Annotated in this window: 18 protein-coding genes; 5 read left to right on the forward strand and 13 right to left on the reverse strand. The window is 52.6% G+C overall.

Translation table 11 applies throughout. The features are described 5' to 3' along the window. Nucleotides 1-98 precede the first annotated feature (98 nt). Nucleotides 99-650: a photosystem I reaction center subunit XI gene (locus IQ268_RS18000; RefSeq protein ID WP_228035481.1), complete on the reverse strand. Its 552-nt coding sequence runs from the start codon at nt 648-650 to the stop codon at nt 99-101. 399 nt (nt 651-1,049) lie between these two features. Then, nucleotides 1,050-2,684 carry a hypothetical protein gene (locus IQ268_RS18005; RefSeq protein WP_193881985.1) on the reverse strand — a complete coding sequence of 545 codons (1,635 nt, stop codon included), beginning with the start codon at nt 2,682-2,684 and terminating at the stop codon, nt 1,050-1,052. 87 nt (nt 2,685-2,771) lie between these two features. Between IQ268_RS18005 and IQ268_RS18010 the strand changes: the two genes are divergently transcribed. Both IQ268_RS18010 and IQ268_RS32365 read left to right on the forward strand, forming a co-directional pair. Continuing rightward, a complete protein-coding gene (locus tag IQ268_RS18010; protein ID WP_193881988.1) occupies nt 2,772-2,918 on the forward strand; it encodes a hypothetical protein in 147 nt (48 codons plus the stop codon). Between the two features lie 56 nt (nt 2,919-2,974). Continuing rightward, nucleotides 2,975-3,874, forward strand: coding sequence for a toll/interleukin-1 receptor domain-containing protein (locus tag IQ268_RS32365; RefSeq protein WP_228035482.1), 900 nt, complete (start codon nt 2,975-2,977; stop codon nt 3,872-3,874). A 31-nt stretch (nt 3,875-3,905) separates the two neighbouring features. Here the strand turns inward: IQ268_RS32365 and IQ268_RS18020 are convergent, their stop codons facing one another. The 5 genes from IQ268_RS18020 to IQ268_RS18040 form a co-directional block, all read right to left on the reverse strand. After that, the gene (locus IQ268_RS18020) at nt 3,906-4,682 is read right to left on the reverse strand and encodes an HAD family hydrolase (protein ID WP_193881991.1); all 777 of its coding nucleotides are present in this window, start codon (nt 4,680-4,682) and stop codon (nt 3,906-3,908) included. A gap of 81 nt (nt 4,683-4,763) precedes the next feature. After that, nucleotides 4,764-5,936 carry a molybdopterin-synthase adenylyltransferase MoeB gene (moeB, locus tag IQ268_RS18025; RefSeq protein ID WP_193881993.1) on the reverse strand — a complete coding sequence of 391 codons (1,173 nt, stop codon included), beginning with the start codon at nt 5,934-5,936 and terminating at the stop codon, nt 4,764-4,766. Nucleotides 5,937-5,963: 27 nt separating this feature from the next. Next, on the reverse strand, nt 5,964-6,476 hold the full coding sequence (locus IQ268_RS18030; RefSeq protein ID WP_193881996.1) for a M67 family metallopeptidase: 513 nt from the start codon (nt 6,474-6,476) through the stop codon (nt 5,964-5,966). Nucleotides 6,477-6,564: 88 nt separating this feature from the next. Further along, nucleotides 6,565-7,296, reverse strand: coding sequence for an ABC transporter ATP-binding protein (locus tag IQ268_RS18035; protein ID WP_193881998.1), 732 nt, complete (start codon nt 7,294-7,296; stop codon nt 6,565-6,567). Nucleotides 7,297-7,357: 61 nt separating this feature from the next. Further along, complete coding sequence (locus IQ268_RS18040; protein ID WP_193882000.1) at nt 7,358-8,914, reverse strand: NAD(P)/FAD-dependent oxidoreductase; 1,557 nt, start codon at nt 8,912-8,914, stop codon at nt 7,358-7,360. Between the two features lie 172 nt (nt 8,915-9,086). Here IQ268_RS18040 and IQ268_RS18045 point away from each other — a divergent pair, with 172 nt between their 5' ends. Then, complete coding sequence (locus tag IQ268_RS18045) at nt 9,087-9,752, forward strand: pentapeptide repeat-containing protein (protein ID WP_193882002.1); 666 nt, start codon at nt 9,087-9,089, stop codon at nt 9,750-9,752. Between the two features lie 52 nt (nt 9,753-9,804). On the opposite strand, the gene fumC is transcribed toward IQ268_RS18045, so the two are convergent. After that, nucleotides 9,805-11,202 (reverse strand): class II fumarate hydratase, encoded by a 1,398-nt coding sequence (fumC, locus tag IQ268_RS18050; protein ID WP_193882005.1) that lies wholly within the window; start codon nt 11,200-11,202, stop codon nt 9,805-9,807. A 228-nt stretch (nt 11,203-11,430) separates the two neighbouring features. Here fumC and IQ268_RS18055 point away from each other — a divergent pair, with 228 nt between their 5' ends. Then, nucleotides 11,431-13,284: a hypothetical protein gene (locus IQ268_RS18055; RefSeq protein ID WP_193882007.1), complete on the forward strand. Its 1,854-nt coding sequence runs from the start codon at nt 11,431-11,433 to the stop codon at nt 13,282-13,284. A gap of 11 nt (nt 13,285-13,295) precedes the next feature. On the opposite strand, the gene IQ268_RS18060 is transcribed toward IQ268_RS18055, so the two are convergent. From IQ268_RS18060 to IQ268_RS18080, 5 genes are all read right to left on the reverse strand, one after another. Beyond that, on the reverse strand, nt 13,296-13,991 hold the full coding sequence (locus IQ268_RS18060; protein WP_193882009.1) for a TVP38/TMEM64 family protein: 696 nt from the start codon (nt 13,989-13,991) through the stop codon (nt 13,296-13,298). 9 nt (nt 13,992-14,000) lie between these two features. Further along, nucleotides 14,001-15,005: a glycosyltransferase family 2 protein gene (locus IQ268_RS18065; RefSeq protein ID WP_193882012.1), complete on the reverse strand. Its 1,005-nt coding sequence runs from the start codon at nt 15,003-15,005 to the stop codon at nt 14,001-14,003. 265 nt (nt 15,006-15,270) lie between these two features. Continuing rightward, nucleotides 15,271-15,564 carry a DUF2103 domain-containing protein gene (locus IQ268_RS18070; RefSeq protein ID WP_193882015.1) on the reverse strand — a complete coding sequence of 98 codons (294 nt, stop codon included), beginning with the start codon at nt 15,562-15,564 and terminating at the stop codon, nt 15,271-15,273. A gap of 15 nt (nt 15,565-15,579) precedes the next feature. Next, nucleotides 15,580-15,906: an ATP-dependent Clp protease adapter ClpS gene (gene clpS / locus IQ268_RS18075; protein WP_193882018.1), complete on the reverse strand. Its 327-nt coding sequence runs from the start codon at nt 15,904-15,906 to the stop codon at nt 15,580-15,582. 247 nt (nt 15,907-16,153) lie between these two features. After that, on the reverse strand, nt 16,154-18,211 hold the full coding sequence (locus IQ268_RS18080; protein WP_193882021.1) for an FAD-dependent oxidoreductase: 2,058 nt from the start codon (nt 18,209-18,211) through the stop codon (nt 16,154-16,156). A gap of 389 nt (nt 18,212-18,600) precedes the next feature. Here IQ268_RS18080 and IQ268_RS18085 point away from each other — a divergent pair, with 389 nt between their 5' ends. Continuing rightward, a complete protein-coding gene (locus IQ268_RS18085; RefSeq protein WP_193882024.1) occupies nt 18,601-19,560 on the forward strand; it encodes an alpha/beta fold hydrolase in 960 nt (319 codons plus the stop codon). Nucleotides 19,561-19,583 lie beyond the last annotated feature (23 nt).

Below are 19,583 nucleotides of genomic sequence, written 5' to 3' on the forward strand. Positions count from 1 at the left end.
TCGCTGTTTTCGAAAAGAGCAGGAGGATGAGGTTCTTGAAACAGAGCAATTAGGGGGTCAAACGCTGACCCGATGCGGGCGATCGTTACTGGTCGATGTTAGAGGAATCGAGGCAACACATTGATCAGCGCGAATGCGATAACCGCCCCGGCTGCTCCCCCAAATAAAAAGCCAATGGCATACTGGTTCCAGCCGGCAGGAGACTTAAGCTCTTCTGGCGGCGGCGGTGTTGAGATGGTTTTGATGGGTTTTGGTGGATTGCTAGCTGCATATAGCACAATCGAGCCTGTAGCAATGATGATCATGCCGAAGGTTGAAAGTAGACCAATTAGGTTAGCGTTTGCAGTATCACGCAGTGGGTTGAGCTTCGCAAATGGCCCCAACAGGATGTAACCCAAAAGCACCCCTACTTCTAGCCCTCTACGCAAGGGAGTTAACCCTTCACGGTAGGCAGACAGACTGCTGAGATAGGTTTTTACCAATTTCGAGGAATTGATGGGAGTCGCCAGGTTGCTATTCTGCGGATCATGAGCAGGATAAACGACCTCTCTGTTTCTGGGGTCACTGGGGCGATCGTTCGATTCAGTAACAGCTCGACCAATGGATTGCATAACGTCTTTCACCACATCCAAACGGTTTGTTGATTTCATCGTAGGAGGCCGTTTGTAGACCATCATCATTCTTAAGGTAGAAGGGCGATCGCCTGCTTTCAATGAATAGCTGCTTTAAAGTTTGTATGAACGACCGCTACTTCTAAATGAGTCGATTCTTCAGATTTTTCTAAAGGAAATGGGTGAAATAATCGTAATCAAATCGTTAGCTGCTTCAATGGCGAGCCAGGCAAATCCGCTTAAAACCGTCAGTTTTAACCGATTAAGTGACTAAATTACCGCTTTCTTAAAAGTAAAAAGCGTTTGACATCTATCCTATTACTTATTTATGGCTCTAGTGGTTGCAAGACTACCGCTGCGACCTAAAAAGAGATTTGCCGCATCAATTTTCAGTAGGTCTTTGTGCAAAAAAAGATGAGAAATGGAGCTAATTTGGTATCAAAAATAACTGAAATTCATCGGCACAAATTCAAAATCGGCCTTCAATCGAATTACACCAGGTTGCCATTGCTGGTCGCCTTCCAGGAGATCGACCTCGGCTCCATCCAGTAGCAATTGAATTTCGTTGGAAACGCTGCTGGTGTGCTGAAGTAACCGGGTGTGCAGGTTCTCAACGGTGATGAGTTGCTGACACCAGCGATGATCGTCTGATTGCACAATGGCACTGGGCTTTAACGGAAACGGACTGGGTTCTGGAGATTGCCCGGTGACTAAATCTAGATGCCAGTCGGCTTCGGGCGTTTGCACCTTAAGGCTGATAGACAGCCGCAATAGCCCGGTTTGCCAGTGCGATTCAGCCTGCAACAGTTTAACAGGGATACCGCTCATCAATTGCATGACCTCATAGGTGCTGCGGCTAAAACACCACAACAGCCGCAGCATTAAGTCATCCAACGTTGACTCGCGTTTCGGAAAGTTTCGGCTGGCTAGAGTGAGCGAGTTCTGTAGATGGTCGTCCAGGGCACAGGCATCTTCTACCAGTTGGGCGATTAGCAGGGGAATGGCTGCATTTTCTCGGGTTGTGGCGATCGCTGCAATGGCAGGTAGCTGCGGAATAACCGTTTCTAGCTGCTGTTGAATCACCAGTCCGGTGTATTGCTTGAGCCAATCTGCATTGGTGAACTGGGTTAAGAGGGTGGTTCCCTGGCGTTCCGAAACCGTTGCTGCCGTTGCTTCAATATCAACGATCGCATCTGCGGGGTGGCGATCGTCGCCTTCTTCTAAGACAAGCGGGCGATCGGTCTTCGTTACTACAAATTCAAAGCCAAGGTGCAGCGTTAACACACTCGATTGCCAGTCTTGCTGAGGTGCTAAAACATTGACAGCAATGCCCTCCATAAACGGCTGAAGTGCCGGGGTGGTTGCCTGAATTTGGGGCAGCAACTGCTGTAGTAGCGCTGACACAGTAGCGTTTGCCTGACACAGCGTGCAGTCATCCGATTGAATCAGGTCGGTCGATCGTAGTAAATTCTCTGGAGCCTGATAGTTAGTAAGGTCGAGCAAATAGGGACGATCAGGAGCTTCCAGGGTGAAGTAAGCCACCAACCGCAACATGCCATCTTGCCAGCCTTTGCCTGGTTCACTCCGTTTCGCTGCGACTCCTTCTAGCAGTTGCATCACCTCAAACGCGCTGCGGGCAACACACCACAGCAACCAGGGTGATAGTTGGCTGAGCAACATGTACTCTGGCTTCGTCTGGTCTGCGTTCGAGGGGGAGGTTTCTGGGGTCAGCGTGTCAAACTGACGCTGCAACGCTTCGAGCGCATCGTATGCTTCTTCGGTGACATAAGGAATAAGCGCTTCGGGCGTTTGCGGCACGCCATCTCCCCAGCCGCTGTCAGGCGATCGCAGGTCGTTCACGACATCCACCAGTCGTTGTATGGCTGCAACCACGTCTGCTGTTGGAAAGGCGAATCCTTGCTGTCTTTTGGTGTGCCAAAAGCCCTCTGGCAGTTGGAGGACAGCTTGATGCATCGCCTCAACCTCAGGCGGTTGACCGTCGTCTAACCTCATTAATGCCTCAGAAGGCTGGTTAACCGACCGTGCAGCCGCGGGAAGGAGAAGTTCTGCCATTGCTTTCTTCTGTTACAGAGAATACTCATGTTCAGGTTGCCCGTTGCGTCTGAGGAACTACCAATGAAGGATCATGAAGGAAGGGTATTGACTCTTACGAGTGCGGCTGTTGAGTTCCGGATAAAGTTAACCCATTTGAGTGAAAGTCGATCGCGTCAAATGACCATGCTGCTATGCTTTGAAAGCAACCCTGAAGATTTGCTGCTGCTCAGTAACGGCAAGGGTGAAGCCTGATATAAATGAACATTGCCCAATAGCTCACTAGATTTTGTGCGGTTGAATGTATGGGGATGGCGGACGTAAATCACGTTAAAGTGACGGTTGCTTTCACCGATCCTGATATAGATGCTGAGGAACGGGATGAGGAGGCTCAATGGCTGTTCAACCAGTTGTGTGAACTGGAGGACGTTGAATCCGTCGATCGCGTTCTTGATCCCCATCCACCAGAGGGCAACAAGGCGTTCGGTGGCTTTCTGGCAGGGATGGTGTCGGCTGAGGTGAAGCCAGCGAATGCCAGATCCTTGTTTGGGTTTTTGGGCGATCGCCCCGTTCGCAGTTCCTTTGAAATGGAGATCGAAGCCAACGGCAGAAAGATGAAGGTGAAAGCCAGCAGCCCGGAGGAGGTGCAAGCGGCTATGCTGCTGATGCAGCAGTTTATGACAGTGGACAGCACGGTTGTTGAGCCGATCCCCCAGATGCCACTGATTCCCATCGCTGCTGAACCGACACCACCCATACAGGCGATCGAAGTCTTTTTTTCGTACTCGCATAAAGATGAAGAGTTGCGCGACGAACTGGCAACCCACCTATCGATGCTGAAGCGGCAGGGCATTATCTCGGCGTGGCACGATCGCGAAATCAGCGCCGGACAGGAATGGGCCGCAGAAATCTTCGCTAATCTCAACTCGGCTCACATCATTTTGCTGTTGGTCAGCGCTAACTTTCTAGCCTCTGATTACTGCTACGACAAAGAGATGCTGCGGGCAATGGAACGCCATGAGGCCAGAGACGCACGAGTGATCCCCATTATTCTAAAGCCGTGCGATTGGGCTGATGCTCCGTTTGGGAAGCTGCAAGCGTTGCCCAAAAATGCCCTGCCGATTACGAAATGGGGCGATCGCGACGACGCATTTCTCAACGTGGCGCAGGGTATCCGAACCGCAATTCAACAGATGGTAAACCGCTGTTAGCCGCCGCCCGATCTCATTCCAGGCAGCGACCTTAAGGTGTGGCGATCGCTCTCTGGTGCAGCTCTTTGGCCAGCGCCAGATCAAAGTAGGTTGCCTGTCCAGCCTCTCCGGCCATCACCTCAAACGGTTGGTCGGGTTCGCCCAGGTGGTTAAGAATCAGAGCCGCTCCAGAAAAATCCTGGTTGTGGGTGTAGCTGTTCACCGTCACTACCGTAGGCAAACCCGCTTGATGCGAAGCATCTACGCCGTGTCCAGAATCCTCAAACACCAGACACTCCTGCGGTTCCAGTTCCAACCGCTTCAAGGCATAGTGAAAGATATCTGGAGCAGGTTTCTTGGCAGGAACGATGTCTCCAGCCGCAATGACCTCAAACCAATCAGGGCTACCGGGAGCCAGTGCCGCTTCCAATAGTGCAAATACGTTGTCGGGGGTAGTAGTGGTGGCGATCGCCAGCCTCATTCCCTGCTCTCTGGCTTCCTGAATCAACCGCCTTACACCGGGACGTAAGGGAATGTGGCCATCGGATAACAGTTGCGTATAGTATTTCGTCTTAGACGCGTGCAGGCCAGCAATCCAGTCCTGCAAATCACCTGAAGGCACACCCTCTGGATGGTACTGAGTGATGAAATAACGGATGCGCTCTTTGCCACCCGTAACGCTGAGCAGTTCACCATACACCTCAGGCGACCAGTCCCAATCCAACCCAGCGTCGGCAAAGGCACGATTGAACGCGACCCGATGTCCGTCTCGCTCGGTATCCGCCAGCGTTCCATCCACATCAAAAATCAGGGCTTGCAGAGAAGTCATTAGACCAACATTAACCTCGAAATATCAACACATGCCCAAAAAATTAGGGAGGCATTGCCTCCCTAAACCGCACCATCAACCTTAATATTCAGGGACAGAGGCATCGACTTCACGACTCCAGGCCGTGATGCCGCCCTTGACATTGGTACCTTCCACTCCCGCTTCTTTGAGAATGGCTAGCGCCTTGGCAGACCGCCCACCCATTTTGCAGTGGGCAATAAGGCGATGACCGTTCATCAGTTCCCTCACCTTAGACACGCCATCTCCATTTTCAATGTCGGGCAACGGCACCAGCACCGAGCCAGGAATCTTAGCGATGTCGTATTCGTGTGGGTTACGCACATCCAGCAGCACAAAATCATCTGCACCGCTATCGAGCAGTTGCTTGAGTTCTTGAACAGACATTTCGGGAATATCCATCTGCTGTTTAGCCTCCTGAGCTTTGGCTTGAGGAATACCACAAAATTCTTCGTAGTCTACCAGCTTTTCGATGACGGGTCGCACCGGGTTGGGACGCAACTTTAGCTCCCGGAACGTCATATCTAAGGCATTGTAAAGCAATAGACGACCGTTGAGGGTTTTGCCCGTACCGAGAATAATTTTAACGGTTTCAGTGGCTTGAATGACGCCAATAATACCGGGCAAAATGCCCAGCACGCCCCCTTCGGCACAGGAGGGAACCAGGCCGGGCGGCGGGGGTTCGGGATAGAGGTCGCGGTAATTGGGGCCACCTTCGTAGTTAAAGACAGTTGCCTGTCCTTCAAACCGGAAGATAGAGCCGTAGACGTTGGGCTTATTCAACAGCACACAGGCATCGTTGACCAGATAGCGAGTGGGGAAGTTATCGGTGCCATCCACCACCACATCATAGGGGGCAACAATATCCAGCGCGTTCTCGGACGACAGCCGCGTTTCGTATAGGTCAACCTGACAGTTGGGATTAATTTCTAAAATGCGGTCTTTGGCGGAAGCAATCTTGGGTTTGCCTACCCAGGAGGTGCCATGAATGACCTGTCGCTGGAGGTTGGAGTTATCCACCACGTCAAAATCAACGATGCCGATTCGCCCCACTCCGGCGGCGGCAAGATACAGCAACAGAGGTGATCCTAACCCACCCGTGCCGATACACAGGACACTGGCCGCCTTCAGGCGCTTTTGCCCCTCTAAACCAACTTCCGGCAAGATGAGGTGACGGGAATAGCGTTCGTATTCTTCTCGGCTGAGCTGGATTTCATCCAGATTGGGATTTAGCATGGCAATAGCAAGTAGGGACGTAGGGTGTTAAAGCGATCGTGGGGACGGGGTAACGGTTAAAAGCTCCTCAGGCTGGAACTGATGCCTGTCGTCTAAACTCCAGCATCGAAGGTCTTGAGCGCTGCCCTGCTGCACCGACACAATGATGTAGGAGTATTGCGGCCACGCCAGCGATCGATCGCATTCGGATGGCACAGCAGGGTGGTCGGGATGAGAGTGATAGATTCCAATGATATCGAGTTGGCGATCGCGTGCATACCGTTGCCCCCTCAACAGGTCGCTGGGATCAATCCAAAACCGACTCATTTTTGTAGAACCTAGCTCTATCGTCTGAGCGGTAATGTCTTTCATCGCTTCTGATACCTCGGCAGTCCAGGCGTTTTCGGTTGCCCACACTTCAACCAGCGTTCTGGTATCGTCTGGGATAGATTCACGTTGCCGTTCTAGCCGACCCAGCAGCAACCCGCAGCACTCTTCAGGGTAGGTGCGCTCGGCGTGGGTGGCGATCGCCTGTAGGTGTTGGGAACTGAGATGAAGCACCGCGACTCAAGAAAAATTGCAGTAGTGGCTGAGACAGAAATTCTATTTTAAGACGAGAAGAGGATAGATTTCCTGAGAATTGAGCGGCTTAGCGAACCCGACCTGCGCCCAAATAGAGTTCACCAACTTTGGGATCGTTAAGCAAGTCGGCACCGCGCCCCTCGAAGCGATCGCGCCCGGCATCGAGAACATAGCCGCGATCGGCCATTGCCAGAGCTTTTCGGGCATTTTGTTCAACCAGAACGATCGCGGTTCCGGTCTGGTTAATTTGCTGAACCCGTTCAAACACGCTGTTTACCAACAATGGCGAAAGAGCAGCAGACGGTTCATCGAGCAGCAGCAAACTGGGTTTAAGCATCAGGGCACGCCCCATTGCCAACTGTTGCCGTTCTCCCCCGGAAAGGGTGCCCGCCCGCTGCCGTCGCCGTTCTGCCAGGATGGGAAAGGTGGCAAAGATTTCGTGCTTCAGCGATCGCAGCGAGTCGTTGCGGGTAAAGGCTCCCATCTCCAAATTTTCATCTACGGTCAGCGAGGGGAACACGTTGGCAATTTGCGGCACGTAGCACATGCCTCGCTTCACAATTTGGTTCGACTTTAAACCGACAATGTTCTTGTCGTTGAACACGATTTTGCCGCGATGGGGCGTCAGTAATCCAAAAATCGTCTTTGCCAGGGTTGATTTTCCGGCTCCGTTTGGCCCAATGACGGCCACCAGTTCCCCCGGATAAATTTTGAAATGGATTCCCTGCAAAATGTCTAAATCTTGCACATACCCTGCGTAGACATCTTCAACCTGGAGAAGAGGCGACCCGTCAGCCATAGAATCTATCGTGTGTTGTGGGCAGAAAAAATGAGTTGAGTTCAAAGCGTTTTTAGACTTTCTAGTGTAGCGAAGCGGCTAAATCCTTAAGAATGCACTGAGCCGCGTTATGACCGGCAGCACCAATGACGGAGCCTGCGGGGTGGCAGGCGGAACTGGCAGAGTACAGTCCGGCGATCGGGGTGGCATAGGGGAGGCGATCGCCAAACCCAAAGGAGTTATCGACGTGGTGAATGTGGCCGCGCGTGATGCCAAAGTGTTGCTCGATCGTTTGGGGATGGAGGGCAAAAACGTCTTCAACCAGGTCAGAGGTGCCGGGAGCGAAGCGATCGCAAATGGACAACAGGTGCGCCACATAGGCTTGCTCCTCGGCCTGCCAGCTTGAGCCGTGAATCTCGTAGGGCACCCATTGCACAAACAGGGCAGAACTGTGGTGTCCGGCTGGGTCACGCAATGAGGGATCGAGGGTGGTGTGAATGTACCACTCAATCATGGGAAAGTCGGGCAGATGCCCCTGTTCAACCGCGCTAAATGCGGCTTGTAGTTGTTCGATGACGTCTGCCTCATCGGGCAAGAGGTGAATGGTGCTACCGTGCTGTCCTTTGGCTTCGGGCAAACAGCGAAACTGGGGCAATCCGTTCAGGCATAAGTTGACTTTGAAGCTAGAGCCGTCTCGCTGGTACCGATTCAAGCGATCGGTGTAGTCTGCGGGTAGCGCGTCTGCATCCAGCAGCGATCGCATCCGAAAGGGGTCAGCATTCACAACCACGGCGGTAGCTTGGATCTCGCGCCCGTCTGTTAGCACAGCTCCCCTGGCCGTTGCTTGATGCACCTGAATCTGCGCCACCTTGCACCGGGTAAGAATCTCGGCACCTGCTTTTTGCGCGGCGATCGCCAGTTGTTGCGTCACGGTGCCCATGCCGCCGCGCACCATCATCCAGGTACCGTCGCTGTTGGGTAAACGACACATGTTATGAATCAAGAAATTCATGCCGCTGCCCGGTGTGTTCCAGGTGCCATACAGTCCTGTGCAACCATCGGTAACGGCGTACATGGCTTTGAGCAGGTCGCTGCGGAAGTCAAAGCGGTTGAGATAATCGCCAACGGAACCGCGACACAAGGCAATGAAGGTCGATCGCAGCTCAGGACGGACGTAACGTTCTGCCGTGTCTTCAATCGACAGCGGTGATTCTAGCCAGCTTGGAGCGATATCGGCTCGCAGGTGATCCAGTTCCGTTTGCAGCGCCTGATCGGCGTGCCAATCGGCTTCGCTAAAAAACTCGGTGAACTGCTGCTGCATTGCCTGTCGATCGGAACCAAACAGCAAATAGCGGCGATCGGTTGTGGGTAAAAAATAATGGGGATCGCGGCGAATCAGGGGCAAGTCGATCTCTAGCGTGTGCAACAATTCGGGCGGCATCAGCCCCAGGAGATAGGCCCCCGTTGAAACCGACAGTTCGGGCGCTCTGGCAAACGGTCGTTCCGTCTTTGCCGCTCCGCCTATGGCTGCATCGGCCTCAACTACCAGAACTCGAAGCCCCTGCCGAGCCAGCAAGATGGCAGCTACTAAGCCGTTGTGTCCGGCACCAACCACCAATACATCTACCGTTTGATTCATGGGACGTTGCTTGCGTTACTTTACAATTCTTGTAGGTAAATCAGGTAAACAGGTAATTAGGTACCAGCCCAACGCCTTTGCATTTTCTGGTGAGCATGGGTAACGGCACTTCGTTTGGTGCGATCGCCCGTTCACAAAGGTTTGAATGATCTTACTGGCAGGAGACAGCGATATGGCGAATGAGCAACAGCTTGCACGATTTCGGGAAGACCTCTACTTGTGGAATCAATGGAGGGCGGAGAACCCCCACATTCGACCCGATTTTAGCGGAGCCGACTTTGGCGGGTTAGATATGCGGGGTCACGATTTTAGCAACACGGATCTGAGCCATACCGACTTTCATAGCGGTGATTTGATTCGTTCAGATTTTAGCGAATCAACCCTCGCCCATTCCGATTTGAGTAATGCCCTGTTGCTGAAGGCCAATCTCAGCGAAGCCGACCTGAGCAACGCCGACTTAAGCGAGGTGCGATCGCAAAAGGCCGACTTAAGCAACGCCAACTTAAGCGATGCCAATTTAATTAACGCCGATGCCAGCGAAGCAAAGATAACCGGAGCCGACCTGAGCAACGCCGACCTGGTGGGTTCTAACTTTAGCGGAGCCAGCTTGATTCGGGCCAATTTGCAAAATACCGACTTGACAGGTGCAAACCTGAGCGGAGCCAGCCTCATTCGCGCCGATCTACGGAATTCCAGCTTAATTGGTGCAAATTTAAGCGGAGCCAATCTCAGCGGGGCTGAGGTTGCAGGGGCAAACTTCAGCGGTGCCATTTTGGAGAATACGACCCTGCCCGACGGCACGATTTATCGGAAGAAGGAAGACGATCGCTCCTTTTGAAAACGAGCTTCCAGCATGAACAGTATTTGAGGCCACTGGCCGATGCTATTGGTCATGGGTGAATCATGTCTTCTGGTCGCACGAGGCGATCGAACTCGTCTGCGCTCAAAAATCCCAGTTCCACACAGGCATCGCGCAGCGTTTTACACTCTTTATACGCTTTCTTAGCGACCGCTGCTGCCCGGTCGTAGCCAATGTGAGGGTTCAATGCCGTTACCAACATCAGTGAGTTGGTGAGGAAGTGGTGGATCTGGTTGTGATTGGGCTGAATTCCCACAACCAGGTGTTGTGTAAATGACTGACACGCATCTGCTAGCAACCGAATGGAGTGCAGCAAGTTGTAGATCATCACAGGTTTGAACACATTCAGCTCAAAGTTGCCCTGGCTGCCTGCAATGGCGATCGCCGCATCATTACCCATCACCTGCACACACACCATTGTCATGGCTTCGCACTGGGTTGGATTCACCTTCCCCGGCATGATCGACGAACCGGGTTCATTGGCAGGTAACACCAACTCACCCAACCCGCACCGAGGCCCCGAACCCAACCAGCGCAAGTCGTTTGCAATTTTCATGAGCGAACTAGCCAGGGTTTTAAGCGCACCACTGGTCATGACGATCGCATCGTGGGCGGCCAGTGCCGCAAATTTGTTGGGGGCAGAAACGAACGGCAATCCAGTGACCCTGGCGATTTCAGCGGCGACCTGTTCGGCAAAGTCGGGATGGGTGTTTAGCCCCGTTCCAACGGCTGTACCGCCGATCGCCAGTTCATACAGATGGGGCAGGCTGGCTTGAATGCGCTCCAAATTGTGATCGATCTGTGCCACGTAGCCAGAAAACTCTTGCCCCAGGGTTAGCGGCACTGCATCCATCAAATGAGTCCGCCCAATTTTGACAATATCTTGAAACTCATTGGCTTTAGCGGCCAGTGCCTCTCGCAACGTTTGTAGCGCTGGCAGCAGGTGATGCGTCAGCCGTTCTACAGCGGCAATGTGCATGGCGGTGGGAAATGTATCGTTAGAGGACTGCGACAGGTTGACATGATCGTTGGGATGGATTGGGGTTTTGCTGCCCAGGCTACCTCCTGCCAGTTCGATCGCCCGATTAGCAATTACCTCATTGGCGTTCATGTTAGTTTGGGTGCCGCTTCCGGTTTGCCAAATTCGCAGGGGAAAGTGGTCATCCAGGGTACCCGCAATTACATCATCTGCCGCCTGGGTAATTAGCGCTGCTTTATCTGAAGCCAGTTTGCCCAGGGCTTGATTGACCACGGCTGCCGCTTGTTTGAGGATGCCGATCGCCCGGATGAGTTCGCGTGGCATGACATCATCACCAATGGCGAAGTAAGTGAGAGAACGCTGGGTTTGTGCGCCCCAGTAGCGATCGCCTGGAACTTCAACCGCTCCCATACTGTCGTATTCCACACGTGTCGATCGCTCCAGTGACATGAATAGCGCTCCTTTCTGTTCTGATTTAGGGTAGCAGTTGCAGTAAGTCTATAGAAATCAAGGCATTTCTTTAGCCGTTATTGATGGTCTTCAATCCCCCCTCAAAAATCAATCATTATTTCAGCTAGTGAGTATCATAGGGACTTTTTAGGATACTCCCACCGTCTCAACAGGACTGAATTCAACGTCAACGTGCCCCATAGAACCCGTTAAGTAAGGAAAGCAGGGATGAGCGATCGTGCTAAGGTATCCAATCGGCTGAACGAGTTCTATAGTTTCATTGTGTTGCTGGTTGTAGCTGTTTTCTCCAGCTTTCCGTGGACGTTATACGGCATGAACTGGACAGATAACAGCCAGATTTTTCACTTTGCCAATCGCATGGCAAACGGAGAATTTCCGTATCGCGATTTTTCCTATCAAACCGGGTTTATTGGGATTGGCATTGAGGCGATCGTGCAGAACCTCCTGGGGCAAACCTATGGCTCGAGTCTGCTGCTTCGCCTGTTGGTCAAACTAGGAACGCTGCTGGCGTTCTATGGAGCGTTCAGGCTGTTCACGACCCGGTTCATTGCTGTGGTTATTTGTGCCGGGCTGGCTATTAATACTCCGTTGTTAGGCGGCGGCGGCAACACCAATTGGGCCGAGTTTCTTGCAGCGCTCTCCATTCCTCTGATGATTCTGGGTTCAACGGCAACCCGTCGCAATGCGTCGTTTCTGTATCTGGCGATCGCTGGTTTATCTCTCGCCTTAATTCTGGGATCGCGCCAAAGCAACGGCATTCTATGCATTGCGGTCGTTCTAGGCGTTTTGGCAGCGCATCTCATTCGGTCGCCAAAAGATGGGTTGAAGGTGTTGCTTCCCCTTACCCTGGGAATTGTGGTCGGAATCGGCGGTTTGGTTACAGTATTAGCGGCAAACCAGGCGCTACCAATGGCCGTTTACGAGCTATTTACCGCCGCCTCTGAACGCAAAAACGTTAGTACGCTTTCCAGCTTAATTGATACCTTTTCGGGCGGAGTTGCTGTTACCCCTTCCAGCACCCTGTCTGGCGTGATGCAAGAAACGCTGAGGTTTGTCATTATTCCTCTGGTTCTCTCTACAGGCATCCTGGGGCTACTGAGGGTTTCACAAAAGCATGACGTTCCCAACAGGCGGTTGGAGCAACTGGGAATTGCCGCGGTGCCCGGTCTGCTCATCTTCGGCATCATCGCGGATGAGTTTGTCAGTGGTCAGTTCACCAACACTGGCTTTCATCTATTTCTCTACGATCTACCCCGAACTTTCTTTAGCCTGCTGCTACTGCTGGGCTGTTTGTTTCCGGCTCGAAGCGAGCGGTTGTTAGGAATATCCCACCCGGCGTTGCCCTTAAGTATTGCTCCTGTTCTGGGAACGGTGTGGGCGATGCAGCTTTCCTGGCCGGGGCGATTCTATGTGCATACTGACCTGCTCGTCGCGTTAGCCATGCTGCTGATGCTGATGTCTACTAAACTGTCGAGCCGCTGGAAAAGGGCGATCGCCCTCACCTTCTTAGCCGCCACGGTTAGCGTCTTGTCCAGCCAGGTTGTGCAGCAATCGTTTGGGCAGGCGTTAAATCGCTACCCACTGGCTCATCCCATGACCCAGGGCATTAAAGTGAACCAGGAAAAGAGGATAGGTTTGTCGGTATTAAGGCAAACGATCGCGCCAGGAGACTCGTGCTTTATCTATGGTTCGGCATCCGTGCTTTATACCCTGTTGGAGTGCAACAATCCTACCCGGTTGGATATCACCAACGCCGATGCGCTAACCCTGGCAGATGCCCAGCAGGTGATGGCGGTGCTAACGGCAACTCCGCCCCAGTGGATTATTGACACAGGCAAAGGGGATATTCACATTGCCGATCAATTTGATGGCTCCCCCACCTTTTATGGCTCTTTCAATCAAGCTGGCCCTAAAGCCCTCCATTTGGGGTTGCAAAATCTGATTCAGACCTATCAACAAACGGCAACGCTGAGTGATTTTTATCCGGAGGGGGCAGCCATCGACCCGGATGATCGCGATCGCGTCCTGCAATTTCGGATTTATCAACGTCAGTCCAGCTAAATTAACCAAAGCTATTTTTGCTCTGGCTCTATGGGGTTGGCTGCCTGCTCCTGCTGGTGTAGTGCCCGTCGTGGGTCAGCTCGGCGACGACGATACCAGGTTGCGCCCCCAACTAGGGTGCCAATTAAGCCCAGAGCCGCCATTAGCGGGATTACATCTCCTGTTTGCAGCACCGTTAGCCCCGAACTGCCCAGTAAAACAAACGGCAACACGCCTGGAACCGTTCCCAAAATGGTGCCAATCAGGTAATCGCGCAGCCGAACCGAGGTTAGCCCTGCTGTAAAGTTGACAATGCCATAGGGAATAATCGGCAGCAGCCGCACCGCAAAGATGTAAAATACTCCACCCTGCTGAATTTCGGCATCCATTGCTTGCCATCGCCCCGCTAATTTTTGGGACACCCAGTGCCGCCCAAAGGTACGAGTAAAGGTAAACGTGACGATCGCAGCCACAACTGCCGCTACGCTCGTCCACAGGGTGCCAAGCCACGGCCCAAAAATAGCTCCTCCGGTTAGGTTCAGCACCGTTGACGGCAAAACTAACGCCGTGGCAATAACATAAACCACCACGTAAATAATGGGTGCCCAAACACCCGCACGTCGCAGCAGGATTTGTAGCTGTTCGGGGTCAATTCCTCCTAAAAGATGCAGGGCTGGAATCGTGGCTGCAATACAGGCCAGCGTCAGGAAGAGAATGCCCCGTTTCATAGTGTGTCCTTAGCGAATGGGTGTTTCTGACATGGGGTGAGAGGTTCCAGCCGGGGTAGACCGATCAGAGGCGACCCCATAGGTTTCTCGCACCAGATATAGCGGACGCCCCTTCACTTCTTCGTAAACTCGGCCAAGATACTCGCCCAGGAAACCGAGCGTCACCAACTGGATGCCGCCTAAAAACAAGATGGCTACCATAATCGAGGCATAGCCAGGTACGTCTACTCCTGATACCAGCGTGCGAATCACCAGAAATGACGCATAGAGAAAGGCTAAAAAAGACAGCACCCCGCCCACATAGCTCCAGATCTTCAGCGGCAACAGGCTAAAAGACGTAATGCCATCTAGCGCAAAGTTCCAGAGTTTCCAATAGTTCCAGCTTGTTTCACCCTTGTGACGTTGAGGCCGATCGAACATGACTGACGTTTGCTTAAAGCCTACCCACGAAAACAGCCCCTTCATGAACCGGGTTCGTTCTGGCAGTTGTTTAAGTGCCTCAATCACCCGCCGATCGAGCAACCGAAAATCGCCCGTATTGGCTGGAATCGGAATCTGGCTGATGCGGCCAATCACGCTGTAAAACCCTTCTGCTGTCAGCCGCTTTAGCCAACTTTCATCCTGACGCGATCGCCGCGTAGCATACACCATGTCATAGCCTTCTCGCCACTTGGCAACCAGTTCGCCAATCAATTCGGGAGGGTCTTGCAAATCCGCATCAATCAACACTGCCGCGTTGCCGATCGCATGATCTAGCCCTGCGGTCATGGCAATTTCTTTGCCAAAATTACGAGACAGACTGATGACTTTGATCGCGGCATTGCGGTGATGATGGGCGATGAGCTTATCTAACGTGCGATCGCGGCTACCATCGTTGATGCAAATAATTTCGTATGACAAATCAAGCGACGTGAGAGCCTGAACAAGCCGTTCAAACAAATAGTCAATGTTTGGTTCCTCGTTGTGTAGAGGAATCACCACCGAAATCTCTACACGGCTAGAGCTGGTCAGCATAGGTCTACGGCATTACAAGACGTTCATTCACTGCGCCTTAGATCTCTCTGACAATACCATTAGAGAATAGGCAGAATAGCGCTTCAATCTACAGAACGATGAGGCACTTTTCAACTAGCCTTACAACGATGAGACGGTCTATCAGGATGGTGGGTTCCAGGCAATGTGCGATCGCCCACATGGTTACAGATACAGCTTCTTCAGACCGTCCTGCCAGCTATTTCAAAGCTGTGAAAGATTGAACTGGCCGAATTGAACTAGCCAATCAGGACTGAAGAAGATGAGCGATCGCCCCCTCCAGTTCCGGCTGTGTCAGGCTGGTGATGATAAACACTTCTTGAAACGATTTTCCTTTACGGGCGATGAGCTTAAACCCACCGCGAACCGGAACGGAGATCTTGAGCTTGAGCGTCGGAGCATTCGACTTAGCTCGACCAATGACCGCTGGTGTCACCGTTTGAATTCCCGCCTGCTGGATAAGCTTCTCTAAAATCGGAATTAAGCCGGGAAGATGGGTTGAATGATTCCACACCAGCCTGCCATTGGCAGAAGAACTCATAGAATTAGCTCACAACTAAGCGGCTTCGATCGGAGCCATGGTTAAACCGGCACGGCTGAGCTGCTGATGATATAGCTCAGCCTGTTCTTGTGGCCCAGTCCAGACGATCGCCTGCCCTTCATTGTGAATCTGATGGGTGAGTTCCCAGGCAAGATCGCTGGTCATCATGGGAACGTACTTCATTAGGCACTCTGCTACATGTTGAAAGGTGTTGAAATCGTCATTCAACACAATCACCTTAAAGTTGGGATAACGACTGCGAACCGTTTGGCTGGAACGCGCCGGCGTGACCGCAGGCGCAGCAGAAGTTGCGGAAGGGGCTGCTGAGATAAGCATCGTCATAAGCACCGTCACCACAAAAAGAACTTAATAAAAGTATATTGTTTGTTATTCTATTCCATCAGTCTAACGATTGATCACCCAGTTGTGCAGGTTGGTTATACGTTTCTGCGTGTGTGAGGGGAGCATGGTTATGGTTACACCACTGCTCCCGCTTCACTGTTTACCCCGCTTACCATTCAACCCAAACCGCTTTCCCAAAGCAGGGTGAACGCAAGTTATACCACCGACGTTGCCGCGCTATTGCCGCCTACTGCCAACCCTGCCAGTCTTCGTTGAAGATAGAGGTATTGGGAAACGCGATCGGGTTGTTGTTTTGCTCCAAACGCCGCTGGAGCGCTTCAAGTTGGGGTTCGCGTTGGGGCAGTTGGTCAACCAGTTGATAGGGCAAAACGTTCTGGTCTAAAGCAAAATCAACCGTTGTTCCTGCTGCCGCCCCCGATGACCACTCAAAGGAATGGACGCGATAAGCGGCGGCGGCGATATGGCTGGTGGCAATACTCTTCCCAGCCACCAGCAGGTTATCGACCTGTTGCGGAATCATCGACCGCAGCGGAATTTGGAATGGGTAGGCTTGTCCGGCACCTCGCCGTTCGCCCGGTCGTTCATAATTCCCTTCCAGTTCTGGTGGACTCAGCACCATACAGGGATGGAAGTCGATCGCATAGTGACCAATGCCGACCGTATCCGGGTAGATGGTAGACCGGGTGCGGCGGGCAATTTCGTTGGGCGGTTGGTTGCTGCGAATAGCCGACGCAGTTTCTAAACCAGCCAGTGCTGTCCGCAGGCTGCGATACATCTGAGGCGGCAGCGCTTCTTGATAGTACTCATCCTGATAATCGCGGCGAGAAATATCAATTTCCCAAATGCTGAACCCCTGCGGGAAGGCATAACTCTCCCGCCCAATCAACCGTCGCCCTTCGCGCATGTAAGGATACTTTGACAGGCCGTGAACCGTGCCCATTGGCGAGTCTAGCCCCGACAGATAACGGTGGTTGGGGTTGGGTTCTTTAACGCCATCGCCTAGCTGCGAGTCGGTGGTGCCAGCAACCAGCCAGTGGAAATAGCCGATCGAGAGTTCTTCGGCACTTGCCAAGCTCTCTGTTCGCAAACCGCCCATCCAGCCTCCTGCGTCTAGCTGTCCGGCTTGCTGAAGCTGTTCGCGGTTGTAAATCAGGTTGTCGAGCGGGGTACCCGGGCGGTAATCGTTGCCCCACGTCCAGTTTTGCATGGAGATGTCGCCGGGAGTCCATTCATAGTCTGGGTAGCTTCTGCCTGTTCCCTGGGGCTGCGGATCTTCGGCGTAAATTCGGCGATAGGTAAAGACACTATCGAAGTCGAATCGCGGTAATTCAAAACTGTAGTAGGGCTGGTAGCGATCGTAAAAAGCAGGTGCAACATGCTCTTGCGATTCCTCGGTCGCCTGCATCGCAAAGGTGTAGGTGTAGCCCTGGGTGCAGTAGGTATCGTTCGTGGGGCTGGAGGCAGACGGTTCTACATACGAAACGGGATCAATTCCCAGGCGATAGGGCACATCGGCTAAGGCAATAATCTCGCCCGTCTCGGTGGCCTCGACCACGTACCAATCGGCTGGTCTGGGTGTGTCGTCATTGGTTGGCAACGGCACAAACCGGATGATGTCTTTCTCGAAGTTGCTGGAATCGTCGTAGGTGTACCAGTCTTCGATGTTTTGCGACAATGGTGTGGTGTTGAGCGGCGGCGCACCCGCTGCTGGACGGTGCTGAATTGCAGTGACGCTGCGAATTTGAGCATCCTGAATCTCTAATTCCTTGACCACGGTGGAGGGAAACCACCGCAGTTCCCCATTGCCGCGATCGGCTGCATCTTCCAGCATTTCCTGAAGAATGTCTGCTGCATCACGGGGTAGAAAGCACGATTCGCTTACCCAACAGTCGCCCGGATTGAGCCGTCTGTAGAAGCGGCGAATGCGATCCCGCAGTTCCAGGTAGCCTCTGGAATAAAACAACAGCGATCGCTGTGTTTGCCGTTCATCCAGAGCAGAGGTTCCCTGGGCAGAAATTTGGCCGCCCACCCAGTCGGTAATTTCAGTCAAACAAACGGTTCGCCCTGCCAACAGTGACTCATACGCTGTCGCTGCTCCGGCCAAACCACCCCCAATCACCAACACTTCACAGGTGACATTTTGATCGGGCGATCGGGGTGGAGCTGCCCAGGCTGGAGCAACGGCTGAGGATAGGAAGACCCACCCTAAAACCGCATTGCCGAGAGTTTTGCCGCCAGTCCAAAGAACCGATGCTTTGCCAGGGCGGTTATGCCAACACTTCATACCTATCACTATTGAATTTACAAATGTGTGAATAGCTCTAAATGGCGACCCATGCAGAGCTTAAGCAACGGAAATCAACCGATGATGATCAAACTGAAGTTGATTCCTTGTTTTGAAACCCATACCATACTAATCATCAGGGTTGTACCTGAGGGGTCTCACCCCTCGTCTGGTTCTGGCGATCGCGACAACTGAATTTTGGATGGCGGATTCTGGATTCATCGTTGCTCACCAGGATTATATTCAAACTCTAAAAAAGCTGATAGCTTGCTCCCACTCGCCCAAAAAACGCATTCGCACCTGCTCCGGCTCCAATCCAAAACCTTGCCGTAATCAGCTACTCGTATACATTCAATCGTTTTTGAGGCACTTCAGGATACCATAGAGGTATGGTCAAGACCGTTGATGTTCTGGGAGTTCCGCACGCTTACGAGCTAACTGCTCCCACTCGCTCTGACATCGTTCTGGTGTTTGTTCACGGTTGGCTTTTGAGCCGTGAATACTGGCAGCCTATCATTCAGCGGCTGTCAACCGAATATCAGTGCTTATCTTACGACCTGCGAGGGTTTGGGGGGTCACAGCCGCAACACCACATCAAGACGTTTGCCGTTGCCAACCGTTCGTATTCCACCCGGGAAATGGCGACCGAGCGAGTCGAGTTTGCGGAGGTTACGGTTACAGAGTGTCCGGTATCCAGTTATTCACCATCGGCTTACGCTAAAGATCTAGGCATTCTACTAAAACAGCTCAATATTTCTAGCGCCTGGTTGGTGGGTCATTCCCTGGGCGGCAGCATTGCGCTGTGGGCGGCCAGTCAGTTTCCAGAGTCGGTAAAGGGTGTGGTTTGCATCAACTCTGGCGGCGGAATTTACCTGAAAGAAGAATTTGAGCGGTTTCGTGCTGCCGGGCAACAGTTAGTTAAATTGCGGCCTCAGTGGCTTCGTCTGCTTCCCCTGATTGATTTACCTATGACCCGCATGAATGTGGCTCGTCCGATCGCGCGTCGCTGGGGTAAGCAGCGCGTGCTGGACTGGGTTGCTGCCCATCCTGATGCCGCTCTGGGAACCTTGATGGATTCCACCACCGAAGCAGAAGTGCATCATCTGCCACAAATCGTGTCCAAGCTGAAGCAGCCTGTCTACTTCATTGCTGGAGAAAACGATACGATTATGGAACCGAAGTATGTGCATCATTTAGCCAGCTTTCATCGGCTCTTTCGCTGTTGCGGTGACAATGTTGTCGAAATTCCGAACTGCGGTCATCTATCGATGGTTGAGCAGCCCGATGCCGTTGCTGATGAAGTAAAAACGATTTTGGCGAAGCACGGTGTCGAGTCACCCACCAGCTAAGGAGCCAGGGACAACTTCAGGTA

Source organism: Oculatella sp. LEGE 06141, assembly GCF_015207605.1.
Taxonomy (GTDB): Bacteria; Cyanobacteriota; Cyanobacteriia; order Elainellales; family Elainellaceae; genus Oculatella.

Coding starts and splice junctions, on each gene's coding strand:
- IQ268_RS18000 (WP_228035481.1), bottom strand. CDS start 650: ATGAAATCAACAAACCGTTTGGATGTGGTGAAAGACGTTATGCAATCC.
- IQ268_RS18005 (WP_193881985.1), bottom strand. CDS start 2,684: ATGGCAGAACTTCTCCTTCCCGCGGCTGCACGGTCGGTTAACCAGCCT.
- IQ268_RS32365 (WP_228035482.1), top strand. CDS start 2,975: ATGGCGGACGTAAATCACGTTAAAGTGACGGTTGCTTTCACCGATCCT.
- IQ268_RS18020 (WP_193881991.1), bottom strand. CDS start 4,682: ATGACTTCTCTGCAAGCCCTGATTTTTGATGTGGATGGAACGCTGGCG.
- moeB (WP_193881993.1), bottom strand. CDS start 5,936: ATGCTAAATCCCAATCTGGATGAAATCCAGCTCAGCCGAGAAGAATAC.
- IQ268_RS18035 (WP_193881998.1), bottom strand. CDS start 7,296: ATGGCTGACGGGTCGCCTCTTCTCCAGGTTGAAGATGTCTACGCAGGG.
- IQ268_RS18040 (WP_193882000.1), bottom strand. CDS start 8,914: ATGAATCAAACGGTAGATGTATTGGTGGTTGGTGCCGGACACAACGGC.
- IQ268_RS18045 (WP_193882002.1), top strand. CDS start 9,087: ATGGCGAATGAGCAACAGCTTGCACGATTTCGGGAAGACCTCTACTTG.
- fumC (WP_193882005.1), bottom strand. CDS start 11,202: ATGTCACTGGAGCGATCGACACGTGTGGAATACGACAGTATGGGAGCG.
- IQ268_RS18055 (WP_193882007.1), top strand. CDS start 11,431: ATGAGCGATCGTGCTAAGGTATCCAATCGGCTGAACGAGTTCTATAGT.
- IQ268_RS18060 (WP_193882009.1), bottom strand. CDS start 13,991: ATGAAACGGGGCATTCTCTTCCTGACGCTGGCCTGTATTGCAGCCACG.
- IQ268_RS18065 (WP_193882012.1), bottom strand. CDS start 15,005: ATGCTGACCAGCTCTAGCCGTGTAGAGATTTCGGTGGTGATTCCTCTA.
- IQ268_RS18070 (WP_193882015.1), bottom strand. CDS start 15,564: ATGAGTTCTTCTGCCAATGGCAGGCTGGTGTGGAATCATTCAACCCAT.
- clpS (WP_193882018.1), bottom strand. CDS start 15,906: ATGACGATGCTTATCTCAGCAGCCCCTTCCGCAACTTCTGCTGCGCCT.
- IQ268_RS18080 (WP_193882021.1), bottom strand. CDS start 18,211: ATGAAGTGTTGGCATAACCGCCCTGGCAAAGCATCGGTTCTTTGGACT.
- IQ268_RS18085 (WP_193882024.1), top strand. CDS start 18,601: ATGGTCAAGACCGTTGATGTTCTGGGAGTTCCGCACGCTTACGAGCTA.